Below are 19,363 nucleotides of genomic sequence, written 5' to 3' on the forward strand. Positions count from 1 at the left end.
GCCCCGAGCGATCGGGGCTTGTGTGAGTGAAATGCGCGACGGGAGCGCGCGCTCGCGCCGTCAATTGATGAGCATCGTGCCCGCCGCAATCACACCGCAGGCCAACATTTTGCGCACAGTCAGCGCTTCGCCCAGGAAGAAGTGGCTGATCAGCACCGCGAACAGCACGCTGGTTTCCCTCAATGCCGAGACAGCGCCCATCGGGGCGCCCGACATCGCGTAGATGATGATGCCGTAAGCGAGCAGCGAAACCAGACCGCCCATGAACGCTGTGATGAAGCCGGCCCTCGGCGTGATCAAACTGCGGGCATCGCGCAGCAGGATGTACACCGGCGGCATCAGCACGCCCCACATCACACACATCCACACGGTATACGCCACCGGCGTGCTGGACAGTCGCGCACCGATTCCGTCGGTCACGCTGTATGCGGCGATGAAACTGCCGGTGCCCAACGCGTACGGCAACTGCGGCATTGACACCTTGCGCCCTTTGAACGCCAGCGAAATGATCCCGGCGGACACCAGCCCGATGCCGAGCAAGGCATTTGCGCTGACCTGCTCGCCGGCAAAAATCGAGGCGTACAGCGTGATAAGGACAGGCGAAGATCCTCGGGCGATGGGGTAGGTCTGGCCCATGTCGCCCGCGCGGTAACTGCGCACCAGAAACAGGTTGTACCCTACGTGCAGCACCGCCGAGAGCACTGCATAGGGCCAGCTTTCCAGCGCTGGCAGCGGCAGAAACAGCGCGGCAATCGCACTGGCAGACGCGACAGCGACACACATGATGGTCATTGACCATAGCTGATCGGCGCCACTGCGCAGCAGGGCATTCCAGGCAGCGTGGAGGAAAGCGGCGAACAGAACGAGAGAAAGGATGTGTAAAGGCATGCGCCATCGTAAGGGGTTTCATGCCGCAGACTGAAGCGAAGCCTTTTCAGCAAGCCATGAGTAAATCCTCATGATTCAGCCATACGCTTGAACGGATTTGGCGGACTCCTCCCTTAGCCAGTTTCGAAACAGCACAATGTGCGGCTGCGATTCCAGGCCTTTTGGGCAAACGAAATGATAGGCGACGGGTGAAGGGAACGCGACGTCGAACAACTTGATCAGACTGCCCTCGCCCACTTCCTTTTCAACATGGCCACTGCGCACCAGCGCAACGCCTTGTCCCAACAGTGCTGCCTCCACCGTCATGTTCGTGTCAGAGAATCGGACGCTTTCCCGCAGATCGGATATGCCTATGCCTACATGCTGAAACCACACCTCCCACTTGGGCACCAAATCCGAGCCGTCACGGGTGAGCATCGGGTATCGCAACAATTCCGACGGCTCGCGAGGCATTCCGAAGCGCTGCAGCAGATCGGGGCTGGCGACCGGAAAGATCTGCTCCCTGAACATGAACTCCGAGAACAGCGCCGGGTACTTGCCGCCGCCCAAGCGAATCGCCACGTCGGCCTCTGCCTCGGCAAAATTGATCGCCCGGTCTGTCGTGTCCAGCGTCACCAGGATTTCGGGGTGCAACCGGGACAACGCGGGCAGCCTCGGCAACAACCATTTGATGGCGAACGAATACGTCATGCTGACCGTCAGTCGAACCCTGCCGTTCTGCTCCTTGAGGTCACTGAGCGTCGCTTCCAGATTGCCGAAAAATTCCCGCACGATCGGCGCCAGCGCGGCCCCGGCAGGCGTCAGACTCAACGTCTTGCCGCGATGAAACAGCTGCAGCCCCCACAAATCCTCCAAGTGCTTGAGCTGATGGCTGACCGCGCTCTGCGTGACGTGCAACTCTTCAGAAGCCGAGGTGAATGTCGAATGGCGAGTGGCGACCTCGAACGCACGCAGGGCCGCGGTGGGGGGCAGAGCTTTCATTCCGATGACGTACAGGCCTTGGCAATGGCCCGCCTCTTTATGAGCGAATGCTCATCATGGCGGAGCGAGGACGTTCTGTCATTCTGCGCGAATGGCCCTGGGGAAGCGGCGATAGGTGAATCGGCACAAGCAGCAAAGCAACTGATGGGCACGGCTAGCGGGAAACGCCAAGGGACAGAAGCCTACCAATTTTCCGCGTCGCTTCCTGCATCAGCTGAGTCAGCATTGGAAGGTCACGTTCATCCTTACGATATTGAGGGATGGTGGCGGAGATCGAGCCACGGATTTTACCGTCGACGAAAAACGGAACCGCCAAACCGAAAGCGCCTGGCACTCGCTCCCCCGTCCCCGTCGCCCACCCTCGCTGAGCGATCTGATTCAAATCGGCGTTCAGTTGTTCACGGTCGGTGATCGTGGCCTCGGTAATTTTTATCAGCTCAGTGGAATCAATGGTTTGCCGGTCACAATATGCAAGCACTGCCTTCCCTGCTGCACCCGCATAAAGGGGTACGTCGGTGCTGACTGAAAGCTGATACTGGATGGGTCTCCAGCCCTGAATGACATCGAGAAATTCGGCTCGTTTAAGGTCCTCATCGAACGACAAGATGGCGATGGTTTCACCCGTTTCCTGTACGAGCTGATGCACGGTCGAGCGCGTCAGATCGGCAATGTTGTCCCTATAACCCAGCCTGGACGCCCACTGATAGAGCTTGGGGCCGGGATACAACGTCGAGCCCATTGAAACAACAATCCCCGCCTGTTCACCGGAATGCACCAGACGCTTGGCAGTGGCGGCATTGCACAGCAATTGATCCTGAAGCCCTACCGTGTATTTAACGCCTTGCGGACAAACACATGCGATAAGCAGAAGCCGCTCCAACCGCGATACCGTTGACTTCGTGTCTTCCAAGGTCACTACCGGATTGGCGTTATCAGGTTGGTTCAAGGCCTCGTTCACTGCCGCAACGAGTTTGTCCGCAAAACGCAGAACAAGGTGCTCAGCGTGTTCCGAGACTTGAACCTGTCCGCCGTCTGCGGAATGGACGGATACCGCGATGATCAACCCGCTATGAAGCTGTTGAACGGTCACCGACAAGGGCTCCGGGAACTCGGACTTCCACAGCGCTCCTTGCAAACTCGTGAGCGGTGAGCCATCGCTGCACGGACTCGCATCTGAGAGGGACGGATTCAACGCCCCAGCATCCAGGAAAGCGGCGAACTGTCTCCCCATCCCTCCGAACGACCGTGGATGCACGACACCCAGTTCGGGCCTAAACGTCAACGTAGCTCGAGGCTCGCTACAGGCTGCAACGAAGTATTTCCCATCAATTGGGTTGCATATCGAAATCAGCGCAGTGGCGTGTGTGGCATTCGCCAGTTCTGCCAATCCGTCCTGGCCAATTTGTAGCAAAACACTTCTGGATGATAACGCGTTGGTCAGCACACTCAGCCTGGGCCCGATGGTGTACTTACCGGCTCCCGCTTCAAGGGCGAAGCCTTGTTCTACCAATGAAAGCAGGATCCGATTGATGGTGCTGCGACTCTCATCCAATTCAGCGGCCAGCTCTCGAACGCCCCATGGCTCGGCACCGACCCGAAAAACGAGCGCGTCGAGCACTTCGATCAAACGTGTGTGATTGGATGCCGGTGAATGGCTTTGGAGGCCTTGCCGTGCGGGGATTTCTTGAGCCATTGGAAGATCGAGTTGTTGTCTGGGAGCGCCATTTTGCGGGCGAACCAGTCCCAACCGCAATGACACTCGGCAGTTGACAACCCTCTTGGCCTTCTAGATTCTATAAAAAACAAAAGCAGGACACTGTCCCATTTTTTGTAAATGGCAGTGTTCGATAATCTGGAGTAGCCATGAATAACAACAACGTTATGGCGGAACCCGTCGTGGTGCCGACCAAAACCAAAGAACAGGTAACGAAGGCCAAGAAGGCTACCCGCGCGGCCGTTTTTGGCACATTCGTCGAATACTACGACTTCAGCGTGTATGGCTATGTTGCCGCCACGCTCGCCATGGTCTTTTTCCCATCTGACGATCCCACAATTGGATTGCTCAACACTTTCCTGGTGTTTGGCTCAGCCTTTCTCGTCCGACCGTTGGGGGCCATCGGATTCGGTTGGCTAGGCGACAAAGTGGGTCGCCGTACCAGTCTGATTGCCAGTATCACGTTGATGGGGGCGGCAGCGACTCTAATCGGCCTGCTACCAGGTTATGCGGTCATCGGCGTTTGGGCGCCGATTCTGCTGGTCGCGCTGCGGATGCTTCAAGGCTTCTCCGCCGGTGGAGAGATTGGTGGGGCAGCCAGCTACATCCGCGAGTGGGCGCCGGCCAATCGACGCTCGCTGTACATTTCTTTCCTGCCGTCCATCGCCCAGCTCGGCAAAGGCCTGGCCGCTGCCATCGCAGGCCTTGCTGCGGCCACGCTGACCGATCCGCAGATGCTCGAATGGGGCTGGCGCGTGCCATTCCTCCTCGCTCTGCCCTTGGGCATCATTGGCCTGTGGATGCGCCTGAGCATTGAGGACAGCCCTGAATTCGAATCGAAGAAAGACGAGACAGCGGTCAAGAAGAGCCAACCCTTTGCCGAGCTGATTAGCAGTTACCCCCGGGCGCTGTTCAAGGTAATCCTCATTGCCCTCGTGCAAAACATCGGTACCTATATCGGTACCGTGTTCATCGCCGCGTACTTCAGCTCTATCCTGGGCTACACCAAGGGGCAGGCCTCGACCATTGTTCTGATCGCCGTAATCCTCGCTGCTTTCCTGATCCCGCTCGCGGGCCAGCTTGGCTCGTACCGGGGCGGGAAGTCGATCTTGCGTCTCTCTTATCTCGCCTATGCCGTGCTTTCGATCCCGTCTTTCATCTTGATGCAGCAGGGCTCCGTCAACCTCGCAATCGCAGGTCTGGCATTGGGAATGATCCCGTACGCCCTGTGCCAAGCGGGTACCTATTCGGTAATGCCCGAGTTTTTCCCGATGCACATCCGCCACACCGGCGTTGCTTTCGGCCATAGCGTAGGAGCCGTGATCGGTGGTGGCGCCGGCCCTTACTTCGCTACCTGGCTCATCGGTGCCACGGGCAATCAGTACACCCCCGCTTACATCTTGTGTGTTGCCGGCCTCATTGGGCTGATCGTCATCTCGACCGTTCGCAAGAACGTGTCAACCGATCAAGACACCACTTCACATCAATATTCCTAAGGTGCCGATCATGCCTTTGATTTATGTCACTAGCCCCGTCCATAAAGACGTGTTGACTCAGCTCGCAACCGTTGGAGAAGTGCGTCTTGGCTATGGCCCAAACGCTGTGTCTTACGCAGAAATTCAAAAACAGGTGGATGCTGTATTTCTTCGTGGGGGACATATGTCTGCCGAGATGATTGCCGCTTCGCCAAAGCTGCGAATTGTGGCTCGCCACGGCGCCGGTTATGACAACGTCGACTTCAAGGCCGCTGCCGATTACGGCGTCTGGGTCACCAATACCCCTGGCGCCAATAGAAGGAGCGTCGTGGAGCACGTGTTTGCTCTGCTTCTGAGCCTGAGCCGCAAATTGCAGATGGCATCCGAGCAGACCCGTAACGGTATCTGGGCCGAGGATCGCCTGTCATTGACCGGCATCGAGCTGGAAGGTCGCACGCTTGGCCTGATCGGTTTCGGGGACATTGGTCAACATGTTGCACCGGTCGCAGAGGCGTTCGGCATGAAGGTGCTGGCGACCGACCCGGCCTACGATTCAAGCTTCGACAGACGCCTGGTCAGCCTGGATACTCTTCTGGCGGAATCCGACGTCGTCAGCCTCCACGTCCCACTCCTGCCTGGCACTCGCAAGCTGATCGGACATGCGCAATTGGAGAAGATGAAGACGGGCGCCATCCTGATCAATACCAGCCGCGGCGGTGTGATGGATGAAGCCGCCGTAGCCGCCGCGCTCAAATCGGGGAAGCTTGCCGGTGCTGGCGTGGATGTTCTGGACGCTGAGAACGTGGACATGATTCACCCGTTCAAGCACAACGAATTCCCCATCTCCGATCTGCCAAACCTGATCGTTACCCCGCATGTAGCGGGGCAGACCAATGAATCTCTCCTTCGGGTAGGGATGAGTGCCGTCGATGCCATCGCAGCGGTACTCCGAGGGGAAGCCCCTCTGCATCCCGTAAATAAGCCAGTCGCAAAATCGTTCGACTGAGAGCCGTCCCCCACTGTCAGAGGTCACTATGTTCATCAATGCATCCGATGAAAACATCGCCGTGAGCGATAGCTGGGAGCGCGCGCCGCTCAATCTGATTGAAGACATTTCCCGCTACCCGGTCGCGTTGATCGGCGATGTTCTTCAACGTCTGGGTATGATGGCCTCCGCCATCCGCCACGTCGCCGGTAAGCCGTCTTTTTTTGGGACGGTTTTGCCGATCCTGACCTGGGAGGGAGACAACCTCGCGATCCACCGAGCCTTGGATGATGCTCAGCCAGGGGATGTTTTGGTCATCAATGGCAACGGCGAAACCAACCGCGCCGTTTTTGGCGACTTGCTCGGTGAAGTCTGCCTTGCACGCAAAGTGGCAGGCGTCGTCATCGACGGCGCAGTCCGTGACATTGAAGAACTGGACATCATGGGGTTGCCTGTCTATGCACGAGCCGTCAACCCGGCCGGGCCCTCCAAGTACGGCCCCGGCCACGTTGGATCCCCGGTAGCGTGTGGCAACGTGGTGTGCAATGCCGGCGACGCGATAGTGGGGGATCGCGACGGCATCATCGTCATCAGCCGACATATCCTGCCAACGCTGGCGGACAAGCTCAACGTTCAGGATGGCATCGAAAACGCCTTCCGCGAGCGAGTGAGGGCGACCATTCGTTAGTTCCGGGATCGGATAACGCGAAGCCCATTACGGCTTCGCTCATAGCGTATGTGGATTGCTCATGTCGGTCTGAGGGCAATCCTGAGGGTTGACCCGATCGGTGAGCCACGCCTGCGGATCACTGCTCAGAAGGCAGTGCTGAACACCCCTCTGACGTTCGCTGGCGACCCGGGCAATGACCCCTATCTCATTGAATCGTCCTCTGCGACCATACAGCCCGTGAACAGTGCTGCGGGAGTCAGACCATGGCGTCCCCCATCGCATCCATTGTCCTGGCGAGATAAGCCCACAATCCGAGGAAACATTGATGATGGGGCCGGTTTTCCAGGCACTGATTCCAGTGGTCACTCTGATCATCTTAGGGTTTCTGGTTGTCCGTGCCGGATGGCTGCAAGCCGAGGGAATGAGGGATATTTCCAATATTGCCTTTCTGGTGCTAGCCCCGGCCCTGCTCTTTCGCAGCATGGCGACCGTGCATCTTGCTGAAATCGACTTCACTCCCGTCGCTATCTACTTTTGCGCGATATGGGTGGTCTTCGCCATCGTCATGGCGAAGCATGGGTTCAACAAAAAGGCAGCCGTCCTCGCCCTGTCTACGACGTTTTCAAACACACTGATGATAGGTGTGCCACTGGTGAGCATGGCCTATGGTCAGGAAGGCCTCGTCACCCTGTTTGCACTGATGTCGGTGCACTCTCTCATCATGCTGACAATGGTGACCAGTATTGTGGAATTCGCGGACGCGCGTGAGGCCAATGCTCATGCCCGGTCGTCTGAAGGCGGTTCGCGATTGGCCAGATTCGCCGTAACGCTGGTGAAGGCAGCGCGGGCAACGGTACTGCATCCCGTTCCCTTACCTATCTTGATTGGGCTGGTCTACTCGACCACCGGACTTGCCCTTCCCTCTCTCCTCGATCAAACGCTGCAATTGATCGGCAGTGCGTTTTCGCCTATCGCTTTGATGCTCGTAGGCGCGACACTTGCGATCAACAGGGATCTGGCGCATATCAAAACAGGTCTGTTGCTGGCACTTATCAAGAACTGCATTCACCCTCTAGTCATGTTCGCGCTCGGCATGCTGGTGGGTTTGAAAGGCGTTGGCTTCAAGGTCATGATTCTTTCCGCCGCGCTACCCATTGGCGCCAATGTGTATCTCTACGCCGCTCGCTACAAAGTCGCGGAGCAAGAGGTGACTGCCAGTATTGCGGCGTCCACCGTGCTGGCATTGGTCACCCTGACAATTGCGATGGTAGCGACTGCGCATATGTGATGAGGATTGAAGGACTTCATGCACACAATGCGCGCCCAGTCCGGGCCGACGTTTCTTCGCCCAACAGCGAGCGCAGATTTCGTTGGGTCAGCGTGCAGGAGCTCATCCCGTTTGCAGATTGCCATGTGGCGCTGCCCGGGAGCTTGAAGACTGATCGGGACAGCACGCTTCGTCCCAGGCTCATCTCCTGCATTCGCACCTGATTGGCTGCGGCTTGCGATTCTGGAGTTCGAGCGCGTGATCGCGCATACAGGGGATGACAACTTTTTAGACATGAAAAAAAAGGGCTCGGATCGCTCCAAGCCCTTTTTTTGCCGAGTGTGGCGGGAAACCAGGGATTCGAACCCTGGGAACGCTATTAACGTTCGCCGGTTTTCAAGACCGGTGCATTCAACCACTCTGCCAATTTCCCGGAAACTTCTATATGAAGGATGTAGTGTGCCGTCAGGATGCACGCACAGTGAAAACTCGGGCACCTTTTACGGCCGGCTGCTTTCAAGACGGCTGCCTTGAACCACTCGACCACACCTCCAATTGCGTAGCGGGCGCCATAATACCGTAATGAAACAAGCTGTCAAACTCTCTGGCTCGCGTACCCTCGCGGCTCTGTTATGATCTTTGCAACTTGAGATTTCAGATCACCCTTTCCACCATCAGGAGTAGCGCCATGCGCGAACAGGATTACGCAGTCAACAACCGCGTGCAGGTCGAGCAGCTAGAGGTTAGCCGCGTCCTGCGCAACACTTACGGCCTTCTCGCCCTTACCCTCGCATTCAGCGGGATCATGGCATTCGTCGCTCAACAGATGAACGTTCGCTATCCGAATGTCTTCGTCGTACTGATCGGCTTTTACGGGCTTTTCTTCCTCACCAACAAACTGCGCGATTCGGCGTGGGGTCTGGTGTCGGCGTTCGCGCTGACCGGCTTCATGGGGTTCATCCTCGGCCCGATCCTCAACCGTTACCTCGGCATGCAGGGCGGCGCTGAAGTCGTGTCGTCTGCTTTCGCGATGACGGCGCTGGTGTTCGGCGGATTGTCGGCCTACGTGCTGATCACCCGTAAGGACATGAGCTTCCTGGGCGGCTTTATCACCGCGGGCTTCTTCGTCCTGCTGGCCGCCGTGCTGGCGAGCATGTTCTTCCAGATCAGCGGGCTGCAACTGGCAATCAGCGCAGGCTTCGTGCTGTTCTCGTCGGTATGCATCCTGTTCCAGACCAGCGCAATCATCCACGGCGGTGAACGCAACTACATCATGGCGACCATCAGCCTGTATGTATCGATCTACAACCTGTTCATCAGCCTGTTGCAGATCTTCGGCATCATGGGCAGCAGCCGCGACTGATCCATAGCCTCAACAAAAAGCCCGCTTCGGCGGGCTTTTTGCTGTCTCCTTCCTTTGAATTCTTTATCATTGGCCTCATTCACCGTGTCACTTCCCTAACGAGCCGCCCATGAAGTTCGTCATCGCTCTCTATTCACCCGCTCACGCGCCCTCCTCGCGTCGGGCCCTGAGGTTCGCGCAGGCCGTGCTGGCCGGGGGGCATGAGATCGTGCGGCTGTTTTTCTATCAGGACGGGGTACACAGCGCGTCGGCGAATGGGGTCACGCCTCAGGACGAGCAGGACATTGCCGCCCAATGGCGTGAGTTCGTGACCCATCATGGGTTGGATGGCGTGGTGTGCATCGCCGCGGCTTTGCGCCGTGGCGTCTTGAATGAAGAAGAAGCCGAGCGTTATTCACGTCCCGGCGCCAACCTCTCGGCGCCCTGGACGCTGTCCGGTCTCGGGCAACTGCACGATGCCGTGCAGGCCGCCGACCGTTTGATCTGCTTCGGAGGGCGTTGAGATGCCGAAGTCGTTGCTGATCATCAGTCGCCAATCGCCATGGTCCGGCCCCAACGCCCGAGAAGCGTTGGACATCGCGCTTGCCGGTGGGGCGTTCGATCTGCCCTTGGGCATGCTGTTTCTGGACGACGGCGTGCTGCAACTGCGCCCTGCCCAGAGCCCCGATCAGCTGCAACAGAAAGACCTGACAGCCAACCTTCAGGCCCTGGAAATGTTCGGCGTGGAAGACCTGTACGCCTGCGCCACCAGTCTGGCAGAACGTGGCATGTCGCCGAGCGAGCTGGGTATCGAGGCGTTGCAGGTGTTGCGCGACCACGAACTGGCTGCGCTCATTGACCGTTACGACCAAGTGATCACGATCTGATGTCAACTTTGCACGTGTTATCTCATTCGCCGTTCACCGACTCACGCCTGAGCAGTTGCCTGCGCCTGCTCGGTCACGAAGACGCCCTCCTGCTGTGCGGCGACGCCACCTATGCGCTGATGGCCTCTACTGCACCGCGTCAGTTGTTGGACGACAAAGCGGACAGCCTGCGCGTGTTTGTCCTCGACGAAGACGCCCGGGCGCGAAACCTGGCGCCGCCCGACTGGATCACGCCCGTTGACTACCCTGGTTTCGTCGAGCTGTCGCTGCAGTACGACAAGGTCAACACGTGGCTATGAAACAGCTCATCGTCGATGGACGCACCCTTGCGTTGGACAAGGACGGCTACCTCGCCAACTTGCACGACTGGTCTCGCAATGTGGCAGAAGCGCTGGCGCTGGAAGAAGACATCGCCCTGACGCCCGACCACTGGAAAATCCTCGAATTGCTGCGCGCGTTCTATGCCGAATACCAGCTGTCGCCCGCCACTCGCCCGCTGGTGAAATACACTGCCCAAAAGCTTGGGGCGGAAAAGGGCAACAGCTTGCACCTGAATCGCCTGTTCAACGGCACTCCCGCCAAACTTGCCGCCAAGCTGGCGGGCCTGCCCAAGCCGACCAATTGTCTATGAACGATTTCGCTCCACTCGCGACTCAAACACCTGCCGAGCACCCGTTTGCGCCGTTCGTGCGCATCCTCGGAAAAGGCAAACGCGGCGCGCGCAACATGACTCGCGAAGAGGCTCGCGAGGCCATGGGCATGATCCTCGACGAACAGGTCGAGGATACCCAGTTGGGCGCTTTCCTGATGCTGCTGCGTCACAAGGAAGAAAGTCCCGAGGAGCTGGCGGGCTTCACCGAAGCCGTGCGGGAACGTCTGACCGCCCCGCCCATTGCCGTCGATATCGACTGGCCCACTTACGCAGGCAAGAAACGGCATCTGCCCTGGTACTTGCTGGCGGCCAAATGCCTCGCCCAGAACGGCGTGCGTGTGTTGATGCACGGCGGCGGCGCGCACACAGCCGGGCGCCTATATAGCGAGCAATTGTTGGATGTGTTGGGGATTGCGCAGTGCCGCGACTGGCCGTCCGTGGAGCAGGCAATGGAACGGCACAACATTGCGTTCATCCCCTTGGGCAACTGGGCGCCTCAGCTGCAACGCATGATCGACCTGCGCAATACGCTAGGCCTGCGCTCGCCGATCCATTCGCTGGCTCGCATACTCAATCCGTTGGGCGCGCGCTGCGGCCTTCAGAGCATTTTCCATCCCGGTTATCAGTCGGTGCACCGTGACGCCAGCAGCTTGCTGGGCGATCACGCCATCGTCATCAAGGGCGATGGTGGCGAGGTAGAAATCAACCCGGACACGATCAGCCACTTGTATGGCACAACCGACGGGCAGCCTTGGGATGAAGAATGGCCTGCATTGTCGGAGCGTCGTCATGTCAAACCGGCCACGCTGAACCCGCAGCAATTGATCGACATCTGGAAAGGCGATCTTCACGACAGCTACCCGCAACTGGCGCTGATCTCAACCATCGCCCTTGCCCTGCGCGGGCTCGGCGTACCTCGTCTAGAGGCCTTCAGCCAAGCCGAGCAGTATTGGGAACAGCGCGACAAATCGATTTAACCGATCATTACTCCCGATTCTTTGCGCTATTCGTTCGAACGATTGTCTTTAGACTCGTCTCCAACGTACCTACGTACATACAGATGGGAGTCAGACATGGGCCTGCTCGTTGAAGGACGCTGGCAAGACCAGTGGTATGAAAGCAAGGATGGCGCTTTTCAGCGCGAACAGGCACAGCGTCGCAACTGGGTCACCACTGATGGCAGCCCGGGGCCATCCGGCGAAGGGGGGTTCAAAGCGGAGCCAGGTCGTTATCATCTTTACGTGTCGCTGGCTTGCCCCTGGGCCCATCGAACGCTGATCGTGCGCAAGCTCAAAGGCCTCGAGAGTCTCATCGACGTCTCCGTGGTCAGCTGGCTAATGCGCGAAAACGGCTGGACATTCGACCAAGAAAAAGGCTCCACCGGCGATCCCCTCGACGATCACACGTTCTTCTATCAACGCTACCTGACCGACGATCCGACCTACACCGGGCGCGTCACCGTGCCGGTGCTGTGGGATAAGCAGCAACAGCGCATCGTCAGCAATGAATCATCGGAAATCATCCGTATGTTCAACTCGGCGTTCGATGACCTGACCGGTAATCGTCTGAGCTTGTACCCCGAGTCGCTGCGCGCCGAGATCGATCGGCTGAACGATGCCATTTATCCCGCCATTAACAATGGTGTGTATCGCGCTGGCTTCGCGACCACTCAGCACGCCTACGAGCAAGCCTTCGACGACGTATTCGCTGAACTGGACGCGCTGGAAAAGCTGCTGAACCAGAAACGTTACCTGGCAGGAGAGTACCTGACGGAAGCCGACGTTCGACTGTTCACGACCCTGATACGGTTCGACGCGGTCTACCATGGGCATTTCAAATGCAACCTGCGTCGCATCGCTGATTACCCCAACTTGAGCCACTGGCTGCGCGAGCTGTACCAATGGCCTGGCGTTGCGGACACTGTCAACTTCACGCACATCAAGCATCACTACTACGCCAGCCACGCCACCATCAATCCGACCGGCATCGTGCCGAAAGGCCCAGCACAGGATTTCACAGGCGCCCATGATCGCGAGCGATTGGTAGGAAAAGGCATCGCTGTAAGAGCCTCCTGAAGCTGATTTATTATTTCGTTTTCGCATAAGCATGGGAAAACTTAGTATTTTTAGGAATCAGGCAGCGTGATAATTTGGGCTCATTCCAAACTGCCGCGCCGCCTGAAACTTCTGACAACGCTGCGAAACGTTAGGTATCGGTTATCCGCTCCAGCCGTGTCCGAACAGCCTCATCACTTCTCGGGACTGCATGGATAAAACAGCCCGCGAGTGATGCGTCCATCGGGGCTCATGAACGGTCGATTGCCCTTCCCGCTCTCCGTATCGCAACGCTCGGTCCTCGTTGAATCAGGCGCGCTCTATCAAGGGCCCAGAATGTCGAACTATCTGGATGATCAACATCGCGCTGAAATTTCCAACGCTCTGGACACCTTTACAAGCCGGACCGAATGGCCCACTTGGCTGCTGATTATCGGCTTTTACAGCACCTGGAGCTGGTTGATCTTTTTTGCTCAAGGTTGGGGAAAACTCGCCTCGATAGGGCTGTTGTTGCCGTTGGTCATCTTATGGATGTCCCTGCAGCACGAGTGTATTCACGGCCATCCAACCCGCTGGCCTGCGCTCAATAAAGCGCTGGTGTATCTACCGTTTGCCATCTGGTATCCGTATGACCTGTACCGGGAAAGTCATCTCGCCCACCATGTCGATGAAACGCTCACACTGCCGGGCATAGACCCTGAAAGCCGGTACGTTTCGGCGGTCGAATGGGCACAGTCCTCAGGCTTCAAACGACGCGTGCTGTGGTTGAACAAAACCTTCGTCGGGCGGGTGATCATTGGCGTGCCACTCGCCTTGAGTGCGTTAATTTTTTCAGAGGTGCCGAAAGCCTTCGTCTCTGGAAGTGGCAGACGGATGTGGATGGCGCATGTCGTCGGGGTGTCATTCATTCTCTGGACCGTCCAGCACTACAGCGCACTGACGGCTTGGGAATATGTCGCCTACGTCTCGATCCCGGCGCTGGCGATCGGCATGATTCGTTCGTTTTACGAACATCGCCCTGCCGACCGGCCGGAACATCGGTCCGCGATCAATGAATCCAGAGGCATTCTGAGCTGGCTCTTTCTGAACCTGAATTTTCATCTGGTTCATCATGATCTGCCGAAACTGCCTTGGTATTACTTGCCGGCGGTGTACCAGGCCCGGCGCCAAGCCTGGGTTGATCGCAGCAATGGCTTTGTCATCAGCGACTACGGTCAGTTGGTCGTCAGCCACATCGCTGTGCCTGTCGACCATCCCGCACACCCATTCTCTTCCATCGCGGCACGCCAACATCCTGAAGCTGAATCAGGTTTAGCGGCCATGGGCGACTTGACCCGAAGCGCGTGAGGACAAAAGCAGCCCGATAGGCGCTCAGGCCCTGCGCTTAGACGCCGCTTTGTGCGCCTTCGAACCACGCCAGTTTGTCCCGCAGTGTCACCACTTCGCCAACGATCACCAGGGTTGGTGCATGGACTTCATGCTCCGCAACCAGTTGCGGCAGGTTGGCCAGCGTACCGGTGAAAACACGCTGATTGGTCGTGGTGCCTTGCTGGATCAGCGCCGCCGGGGTGTCGGCCGAGCGACCATGCTTGATCAGTTCGCTGCAAATGATCGGCAAGCCAATCAAACCCATATAAAACACCAGCGTCTGCGCGGGCGAGACCAGGTCTTTCCACGGCAGGTCCGTTGTGTTGTTCTTCAGATGCCCGGTTACGAAACGCACGGACTGCGCGTAATCGCGGTGGGTCAGCGGAATTCCTGCATAGGCCGCGCAACCGCTGGCCGCCGTGATACCCGGCACCACCTGGAACGGAATGCCGTGGGCCGCCAGCTCTTCGATTTCCTCGCCACCACGGCCAAAGATGAACGGATCGCCTCCTTTGAGCCGCACGACGCGCTTGCCCTGCTTGGCCAAGGCCACCAATTGCCGATTGATCTGGTCCTGAGGCAGCGCATGATCGGCGCGCTGTTTGCCGACGTAGATGCGGTCTGCATCGCGACGGCACAGGTCCAGAATCGCCGGGGCGACCAACCGGTCGTAGAGCACTACGTCGGCTTGCTGCATCAGGCGCAAGGCCTTGAAGGTTAGCAAGTCGGGATCGCCCGGCCCCGCACCGACCAGATACACCTCACCGGCCGCACTCGGCGCCTCGCCGTCGATTTTCGCCTGCAACAGACGTTCGGCTTCCGCGCCTTGTCCAGCCAGCTGCCGATCGGCAATCGGCCCCTGGAACACTTCTTCCCAGAACGCCCGGCGTTGCTGGACGTTGGGAAACAGATTCTTCACCTGGTGGCGAAAGCGCGCTGCCAATCCTGCCAAATGGCCGTAGGTCGGGGGAATCCAGCTTTCCAGCTTGGCCCGGATCAACCGCGCCAGCACCGGCGCATCGCCGCCGCTGGACACGGCGATCACCAAGGGCGAGCGGTCGACGATGGCCGGGAAAATCACGCTGCACAGTGCAGGTGCATCCACCACGTTGACCGGCACACCGCGCTGACGGGCATCGGCAGACACCTGGGCATTGAGCGGCTCATCGTCAGTGGCGGCGATGATCAGCACGCAACCGTTCGCATCCGCTGCGTCATAGCCACGCAAAATCTGCTCGCCGCCGCTGCTGTCGATCAGCTCGCGCAGCTCTGTTCCGATCTCGGGTGCAACCACCCGCAGGACCGCACCGGCATCGGCCAGCAGGCGAGACTTGCGCAAGGCAATCTCGCCGCCGCCCACCACCAGCACGCAGGCACCCCGAAGGTTGTGGAACAGCGGCAGGAATTCCATTTAGCCGATGACCTCGATGCCACCCATCCAGGGCTTGAGGACTTCCGGCACGCGGATCGAACCGTCCGCCTGCTGATAGTTCTCGAGCACCGCCACCAGCGTACGCCCCACCGCCAGGCCGGAGCCGTTCAGGGTGTGCACCAATTCCGGCTTGCCGGTTTCCGGGTTGCGCCAGCGCGCCTGCATGCGCCGGGCCTGGAAGTCGCCGCAATTGGAACACGACGAGATTTCGCGGTATTTGTCCTGGCTCGGCACCCAGACTTCGAGGTCGTAGGTTTTCACCGCGCTGAACCCCATATCACCCGTGCAAAGGGCCAGCACGCGGTACGGCAGCTTCAACAGTTGCAAGACGCGTTCAGCGTTGGCAGTCAGGCCTTCCAGCGCTTCCATCGATTTGTCAGGCTCGACGATCTGCACCATCTCGACCTTGTCGAACTGGTGCTGACGGATCATGCCACGGGTGTCGCGGCCCGACGCTCCGGCTTCGGAACGGAAACACGGGGTGTGCGCGACGAATTTCAACGGCAGTTGCTTGGCATCAAGGATTTCGCCGGCGACGATGTTCGTCAGCGACACTTCAGCAGTCGGAATCAGGTACAGATCGGCTTCGCCTTCGCGGGCGATCTTGAACAGGTCTTCCTCGAACTTCGGCAGTTGACCGGTGCCTTGCAAGGCCGGGGCCTGAACGAGATAAGGCGTGTAGGCCTCTTCATAGCCGTGTTCGTTGATGTGCAGGGTGATCATGAACTGCGCCAGCGCGCGATGCAGCCGCGCGATCGGCCCACGCAGTACAGCGAAACGGGCACCGGACAGCTTGGCGGCGGTTTCGAAATCCAGCCAACCGAATTTCTCCCCCAGCGCCACGTGGTCTTTGACCTCGAAATCGAACGTGGTCGGCTCGCCCCACCTGCGCACTTCGACGTTGCCTTCTTCGTCCTCACCCACCGGCACGGATTCGTGGGGAATGTTCGGCATGTTCAGCAGGATGGCGTCGAGTTCGGACTGAATGCCGTCCAGCTCTTTCTTGCCAGAAGTCAGTTCTTCGGCCATGCGGTCGATATCCGCCATCAACGGTGCGATGTCTTCGCCGCGCTGCTTGGCCTGGCCAATGGATTTGGAACGGGCATTACGCTCGGCCTGAAGCTGCTCAGTGCGGGTCTGCACTGTCTTGCGCTGATTTTCCAGCGCTTCGATGCGGGCCACGTCCAGTGTGAAGCCTCGGGAAGCCAGGCGATCCGCTACGTCCTGAAGTTGGGTACGTAACAGTTTGGAGTCGAGCATATCGTTGCCTCGTGATTGAATCGGGTTTGGTGAATTCGGGTCTATTACATTCGGGTCAGTGACAGGCCTGCCCATGTCGCCAGCAGCCCGCCCAGCACACTGACCACGGCGTAGCCGATGGCCAGTGGCGCCTGCCCGCTTTCGAGCAAACGCAGCGTATCCAGGGAAAAGGACGAAAACGTCGTCAGCCCGCCGACAAAACCTACGAGCAAGCCAGCGCGGACTTCAATCGGCACTTCCGGGCGCAGCAGAAACCAGCCATACAGCAGCCCGATGATCAGGCAGCCGACCAGATTGACCGCCAGCGTCGCCGCGTAAAAATGCCGGGGCCAATTGGCTGACACCCAAGTGCCTGCCGCGAAACGCAATAATGTACCAGCGATGCCCGCAATCGACACCGCAAGAATCGTCTGAATCACTACTTTCTCCGCTGACGAGGACTGGCGCGGTCGAGTGCGGCCAGATGTTTGAGCTTTTCGCCGATTTTAAGCTCCAGTCCGCGAGGGACCGGCTGGTAATACTGACGCGGTTCCAGTTCGTCCGGGAAATAATCTTCACCCGCGGCGTAAGCATCCGGCTCGTCGTGGGCGTAGCGGTATTCTTCGCCGTAACCGAGCTGCTTCATCAATTTGGTCGGCGCGTTGCGCAGGTGCAACGGCACTTCCAGCGAGCCGTGTTCGGTCGCCTCGCGCATGGCCATCTTGAAGCCCATGTACACGGCATTGCTTTTAGGCGCGCAGGCCAGGTAAACGATGGCCTGCGCCACTGCCAGTTCGCCTTCGGGGCTGCCGAGCCGCTCTTGCACATCCCACGCGGACATGCACAGCGGCAGAGCACGGGGATCGGCGTTGCCGATGTCTTCACTGGCCATCCGTACCACGCGACGCGCCAGGTACAGCGGGTCGCAGCCGCCGTCGATCATCCGCGCAAACCAATACAGCGCCGCGTCGGGATTGGAGCCGCGAATCGATTTGTGCAGCGCGGAAATCTGGTCGTAGAACGCCTCACCGCCCTTGTCGAAACGCCGACGGCTGTCGCCCAGCAAACTTTGCAGCAGCTCGGAATCGATCTCACTGCCATCCTCGGCTAGGTCCGAGGCGTTCTCCAGCAGGTTGAGCATGCGGCGACCGTCGCCGTCAGCGGCGGCCAGCAGGGTTTTGAACGCCTCGTCGCCCAAGGTCAGATGGCGGTCACCCAGCCCCCGCTTTTCAGTGAGTGCACGATCCACCAACTGACGCAGGGCCGCTTCGTCCAGGCTTTTCAGCACATAGACGCGCGCCCGGGACAGCAAAGCGTTGTTCAGTTCAAACGATGGGTTTTCAGTGGTGGCGCCGATGAAGATCAGCGTGCCGTCTTCGACGTAAGGCAGAAATGCATCCTGCTGCGACTTGTTGAAGCGGTGCACTTCGTCTACGAACAGAATGGTGCGGCGGCCGTACTGACCGGCCTGTTGCTTGGCGATCTCCACCGCCTGACGGATTTCCTTGACCCCCGCCAGCACCGCCGAAACCGTTTCGAAGTGGGCGTCGGACACCTTCGCCAGCAGCCGCGCCAGCGTGGTCTTGCCCACGCCGGGCGGCCCCCAGAAAATCATCGAGTGCAGCGCTCCCTGCTCCAGCGCTTCACGCAAGGGCTTGCCGTGGGCGAGCAAGTGCTGTTGGCCGACATACTCGTCCAGATGGGTCGCCCGCAAACGGGCGGCCAGAGGCTGGGCGATCGGCTCACTGCTGAACAGGTCCATGCTGGACTTTCGAACCTCTTATTCCTGAATGACGTCAGCGCCTTTCGGGATCTGGAACTGGAACTTGCTCGCCGCGACAGGCTCATTCGCCTTGACGCCAGTGAACAGGATGTTGGTGCGCTGGCCGACGCTGTCGATCAGTTGCATGTCGTTGATCATGCCGTTACGGAACGACAGGCGCAGGTTGTCGAACAGGGTGTCCTTGGATTTCGGCTTGAGCACGAAATCGATCACCCCGCCCGCTTCCTTGGCCGAGATGTCGAAGCTTTCGCTGATCTTCGACACGTCGCCGGACAGCAACAGCGCCGGCGTCTGGGTCAGGCGCTGATCGAGGGTCTTGATGGTGACCTGCTCCAGATCCGGGTCCCAGAGCGAGACTTTCTTGCCGTCAGAGACCATCAGTTGTTCCTGCGGCGCGTCGGTGTGCCAATAGAACAGGCCCGGACGCTGCAGGACCATGTCGCCTGCGGTTTCCTGCAGCTGCGTACCACCGCCGTCCAGGGTCAGCTGGGAAAAGCGACCGCTCAGGGTTTTCGAGCTTTCCAGCAGTTGGGTCAGGCGTGCCACGTCCTTGCTGTCGGCGTGGGCCGGGAGAGCGGAAAAAGCCAGTGCAGATACCAACAACATGCGGATAAGACGCATGGGAG

Annotated in this window: 20 protein-coding genes and 1 tRNA gene; 12 read left to right on the forward strand and 9 right to left on the reverse strand. The window is 58.9% G+C overall.

Going from position 1 to position 19,363, the window contains the following annotated elements:
- Positions 1–60: 60 nt before the first annotated feature.
- From B3N48_RS12835 to B3N48_RS12845, 3 genes are all read right to left on the reverse strand, one after another.
- Positions 61–888, reverse strand: coding sequence for a DMT family transporter (locus tag B3N48_RS12835; RefSeq protein WP_296184113.1), 828 nt, complete (start codon positions 886–888; stop codon positions 61–63).
- 75 nt (positions 889–963) lie between these two features.
- Positions 964–1,869: a transcriptional regulator GcvA gene (gene gcvA, locus B3N48_RS12840; RefSeq protein WP_296184114.1), complete on the reverse strand. Its 906-nt coding sequence runs from the start codon at positions 1,867–1,869 to the stop codon at positions 964–966.
- A 154-nt stretch (positions 1,870–2,023) separates the two neighbouring features.
- Positions 2,024–3,562 carry an IclR family transcriptional regulator domain-containing protein gene (locus tag B3N48_RS12845; protein WP_296184115.1) on the reverse strand — a complete coding sequence of 513 codons (1,539 nt, stop codon included), beginning with the start codon at positions 3,560–3,562 and terminating at the stop codon, positions 2,024–2,026.
- A 170-nt stretch (positions 3,563–3,732) separates the two neighbouring features.
- On the opposite strand from B3N48_RS12845, the gene B3N48_RS12850 reads away from it, so the two are divergent.
- From B3N48_RS12850 to B3N48_RS12865, 4 genes are all read left to right on the forward strand, one after another.
- Positions 3,733–5,079 carry an MFS transporter gene (locus B3N48_RS12850; protein WP_296184117.1) on the forward strand — a complete coding sequence of 449 codons (1,347 nt, stop codon included), beginning with the start codon at positions 3,733–3,735 and terminating at the stop codon, positions 5,077–5,079.
- A 10-nt stretch (positions 5,080–5,089) separates the two neighbouring features.
- Entirely contained in the window at positions 5,090–6,064 is a 975-nt protein-coding gene (locus tag B3N48_RS12855) for a hydroxyacid dehydrogenase (protein WP_296184119.1), read from the forward strand.
- Between the two features lie 28 nt (positions 6,065–6,092).
- Positions 6,093–6,731, forward strand: coding sequence for an RraA family protein (locus B3N48_RS12860; protein ID WP_296184121.1), 639 nt, complete (start codon positions 6,093–6,095; stop codon positions 6,729–6,731).
- 307 nt (positions 6,732–7,038) lie between these two features.
- Positions 7,039–8,001, forward strand: coding sequence for an AEC family transporter (locus B3N48_RS12865; RefSeq protein ID WP_296184124.1), 963 nt, complete (start codon positions 7,039–7,041; stop codon positions 7,999–8,001).
- A 321-nt stretch (positions 8,002–8,322) separates the two neighbouring features.
- On the opposite strand, the gene B3N48_RS12870 is transcribed toward B3N48_RS12865, so the two are convergent.
- Positions 8,323–8,413 (reverse strand) — tRNA-Ser (locus B3N48_RS12870).
- A gap of 255 nt (positions 8,414–8,668) precedes the next feature.
- Here B3N48_RS12870 and B3N48_RS12875 point away from each other — a divergent pair.
- The 8 genes from B3N48_RS12875 to B3N48_RS12910 all read left to right on the forward strand — a co-directional run bounded on the left by B3N48_RS12875 (position 8,669) and on the right by B3N48_RS12910 (position 14,262).
- Positions 8,669–9,343, forward strand: coding sequence for a Bax inhibitor-1/YccA family protein (locus B3N48_RS12875; protein WP_296184126.1), 675 nt, complete (start codon positions 8,669–8,671; stop codon positions 9,341–9,343).
- A 109-nt stretch (positions 9,344–9,452) separates the two neighbouring features.
- On the forward strand, positions 9,453–9,845 hold the full coding sequence (tusD, locus tag B3N48_RS12880) for a sulfurtransferase complex subunit TusD (protein WP_296184127.1): 393 nt from the start codon (positions 9,453–9,455) through the stop codon (positions 9,843–9,845).
- A 1-nt stretch (position 9,846) separates the two neighbouring features.
- Positions 9,847–10,209 carry a sulfurtransferase complex subunit TusC gene (gene tusC, locus B3N48_RS12885; RefSeq protein WP_296184128.1) on the forward strand — a complete coding sequence of 121 codons (363 nt, stop codon included), beginning with the start codon at positions 9,847–9,849 and terminating at the stop codon, positions 10,207–10,209.
- Positions 10,209–10,508 (forward strand): sulfurtransferase complex subunit TusB, encoded by a 300-nt coding sequence (gene tusB, locus B3N48_RS12890; protein ID WP_296184129.1) that lies wholly within the window; start codon positions 10,209–10,211, stop codon positions 10,506–10,508. Before tusC ends, tusB begins: the two co-directional genes overlap by 1 nt.
- Positions 10,505–10,840, forward strand: coding sequence for a TusE/DsrC/DsvC family sulfur relay protein (locus B3N48_RS12895; protein ID WP_296184481.1), 336 nt, complete (start codon positions 10,505–10,507; stop codon positions 10,838–10,840). Before tusB ends, B3N48_RS12895 begins: the two co-directional genes overlap by 4 nt.
- Positions 10,837–11,838, forward strand: coding sequence for a glycosyl transferase family protein (locus B3N48_RS12900; RefSeq protein ID WP_296184130.1), 1,002 nt, complete (start codon positions 10,837–10,839; stop codon positions 11,836–11,838). Before B3N48_RS12895 ends, B3N48_RS12900 begins: the two co-directional genes overlap by 4 nt.
- Before the next feature lie 96 nt (positions 11,839–11,934).
- The gene (locus B3N48_RS12905; protein ID WP_296184132.1) at positions 11,935–12,936 is read left to right on the forward strand and encodes a glutathione S-transferase family protein; all 1,002 of its coding nucleotides are present in this window, start codon (positions 11,935–11,937) and stop codon (positions 12,934–12,936) included.
- Positions 12,937–13,251: 315 nt separating this feature from the next.
- Positions 13,252–14,262 carry a fatty acid desaturase gene (locus tag B3N48_RS12910; protein ID WP_296184133.1) on the forward strand — a complete coding sequence of 337 codons (1,011 nt, stop codon included), beginning with the start codon at positions 13,252–13,254 and terminating at the stop codon, positions 14,260–14,262.
- Positions 14,263–14,299: 37 nt separating this feature from the next.
- On the opposite strand, the gene cysG is transcribed toward B3N48_RS12910, so the two are convergent.
- The 5 genes from cysG to lolA are packed head-to-tail and all read right to left on the reverse strand — an operon-like array spanning position 14,300 to position 19,358.
- Positions 14,300–15,694, reverse strand: coding sequence for a siroheme synthase CysG (gene cysG, locus B3N48_RS12915; RefSeq protein ID WP_296184134.1), 1,395 nt, complete (start codon positions 15,692–15,694; stop codon positions 14,300–14,302).
- On the reverse strand, positions 15,695–16,975 hold the full coding sequence (gene serS, locus B3N48_RS12920) for a serine--tRNA ligase (protein ID WP_296184135.1): 1,281 nt from the start codon (positions 16,973–16,975) through the stop codon (positions 15,695–15,697).
- 44 nt (positions 16,976–17,019) lie between these two features.
- A complete protein-coding gene (gene crcB / locus B3N48_RS12925) occupies positions 17,020–17,394 on the reverse strand; it encodes a fluoride efflux transporter CrcB (RefSeq protein WP_296184136.1) in 375 nt (124 codons plus the stop codon).
- A complete protein-coding gene (locus B3N48_RS12930) occupies positions 17,394–18,716 on the reverse strand; it encodes a replication-associated recombination protein A (protein ID WP_296184137.1) in 1,323 nt (440 codons plus the stop codon). The genes crcB and B3N48_RS12930 overlap by 1 nt, the downstream gene beginning before the upstream one ends.
- An 18-nt stretch (positions 18,717–18,734) precedes the next feature.
- Positions 18,735–19,358 (reverse strand): outer membrane lipoprotein chaperone LolA, encoded by a 624-nt coding sequence (gene lolA, locus B3N48_RS12935; protein ID WP_166594823.1) that lies wholly within the window; start codon positions 19,356–19,358, stop codon positions 18,735–18,737.
- Positions 19,359–19,363 lie beyond the last annotated feature (5 nt).

The organism is Pseudomonas sp. UBA1879, from assembly GCF_002338065.1.
Classification (GTDB): Bacteria; Pseudomonadota; Gammaproteobacteria; order Pseudomonadales; family Pseudomonadaceae; genus Aquipseudomonas.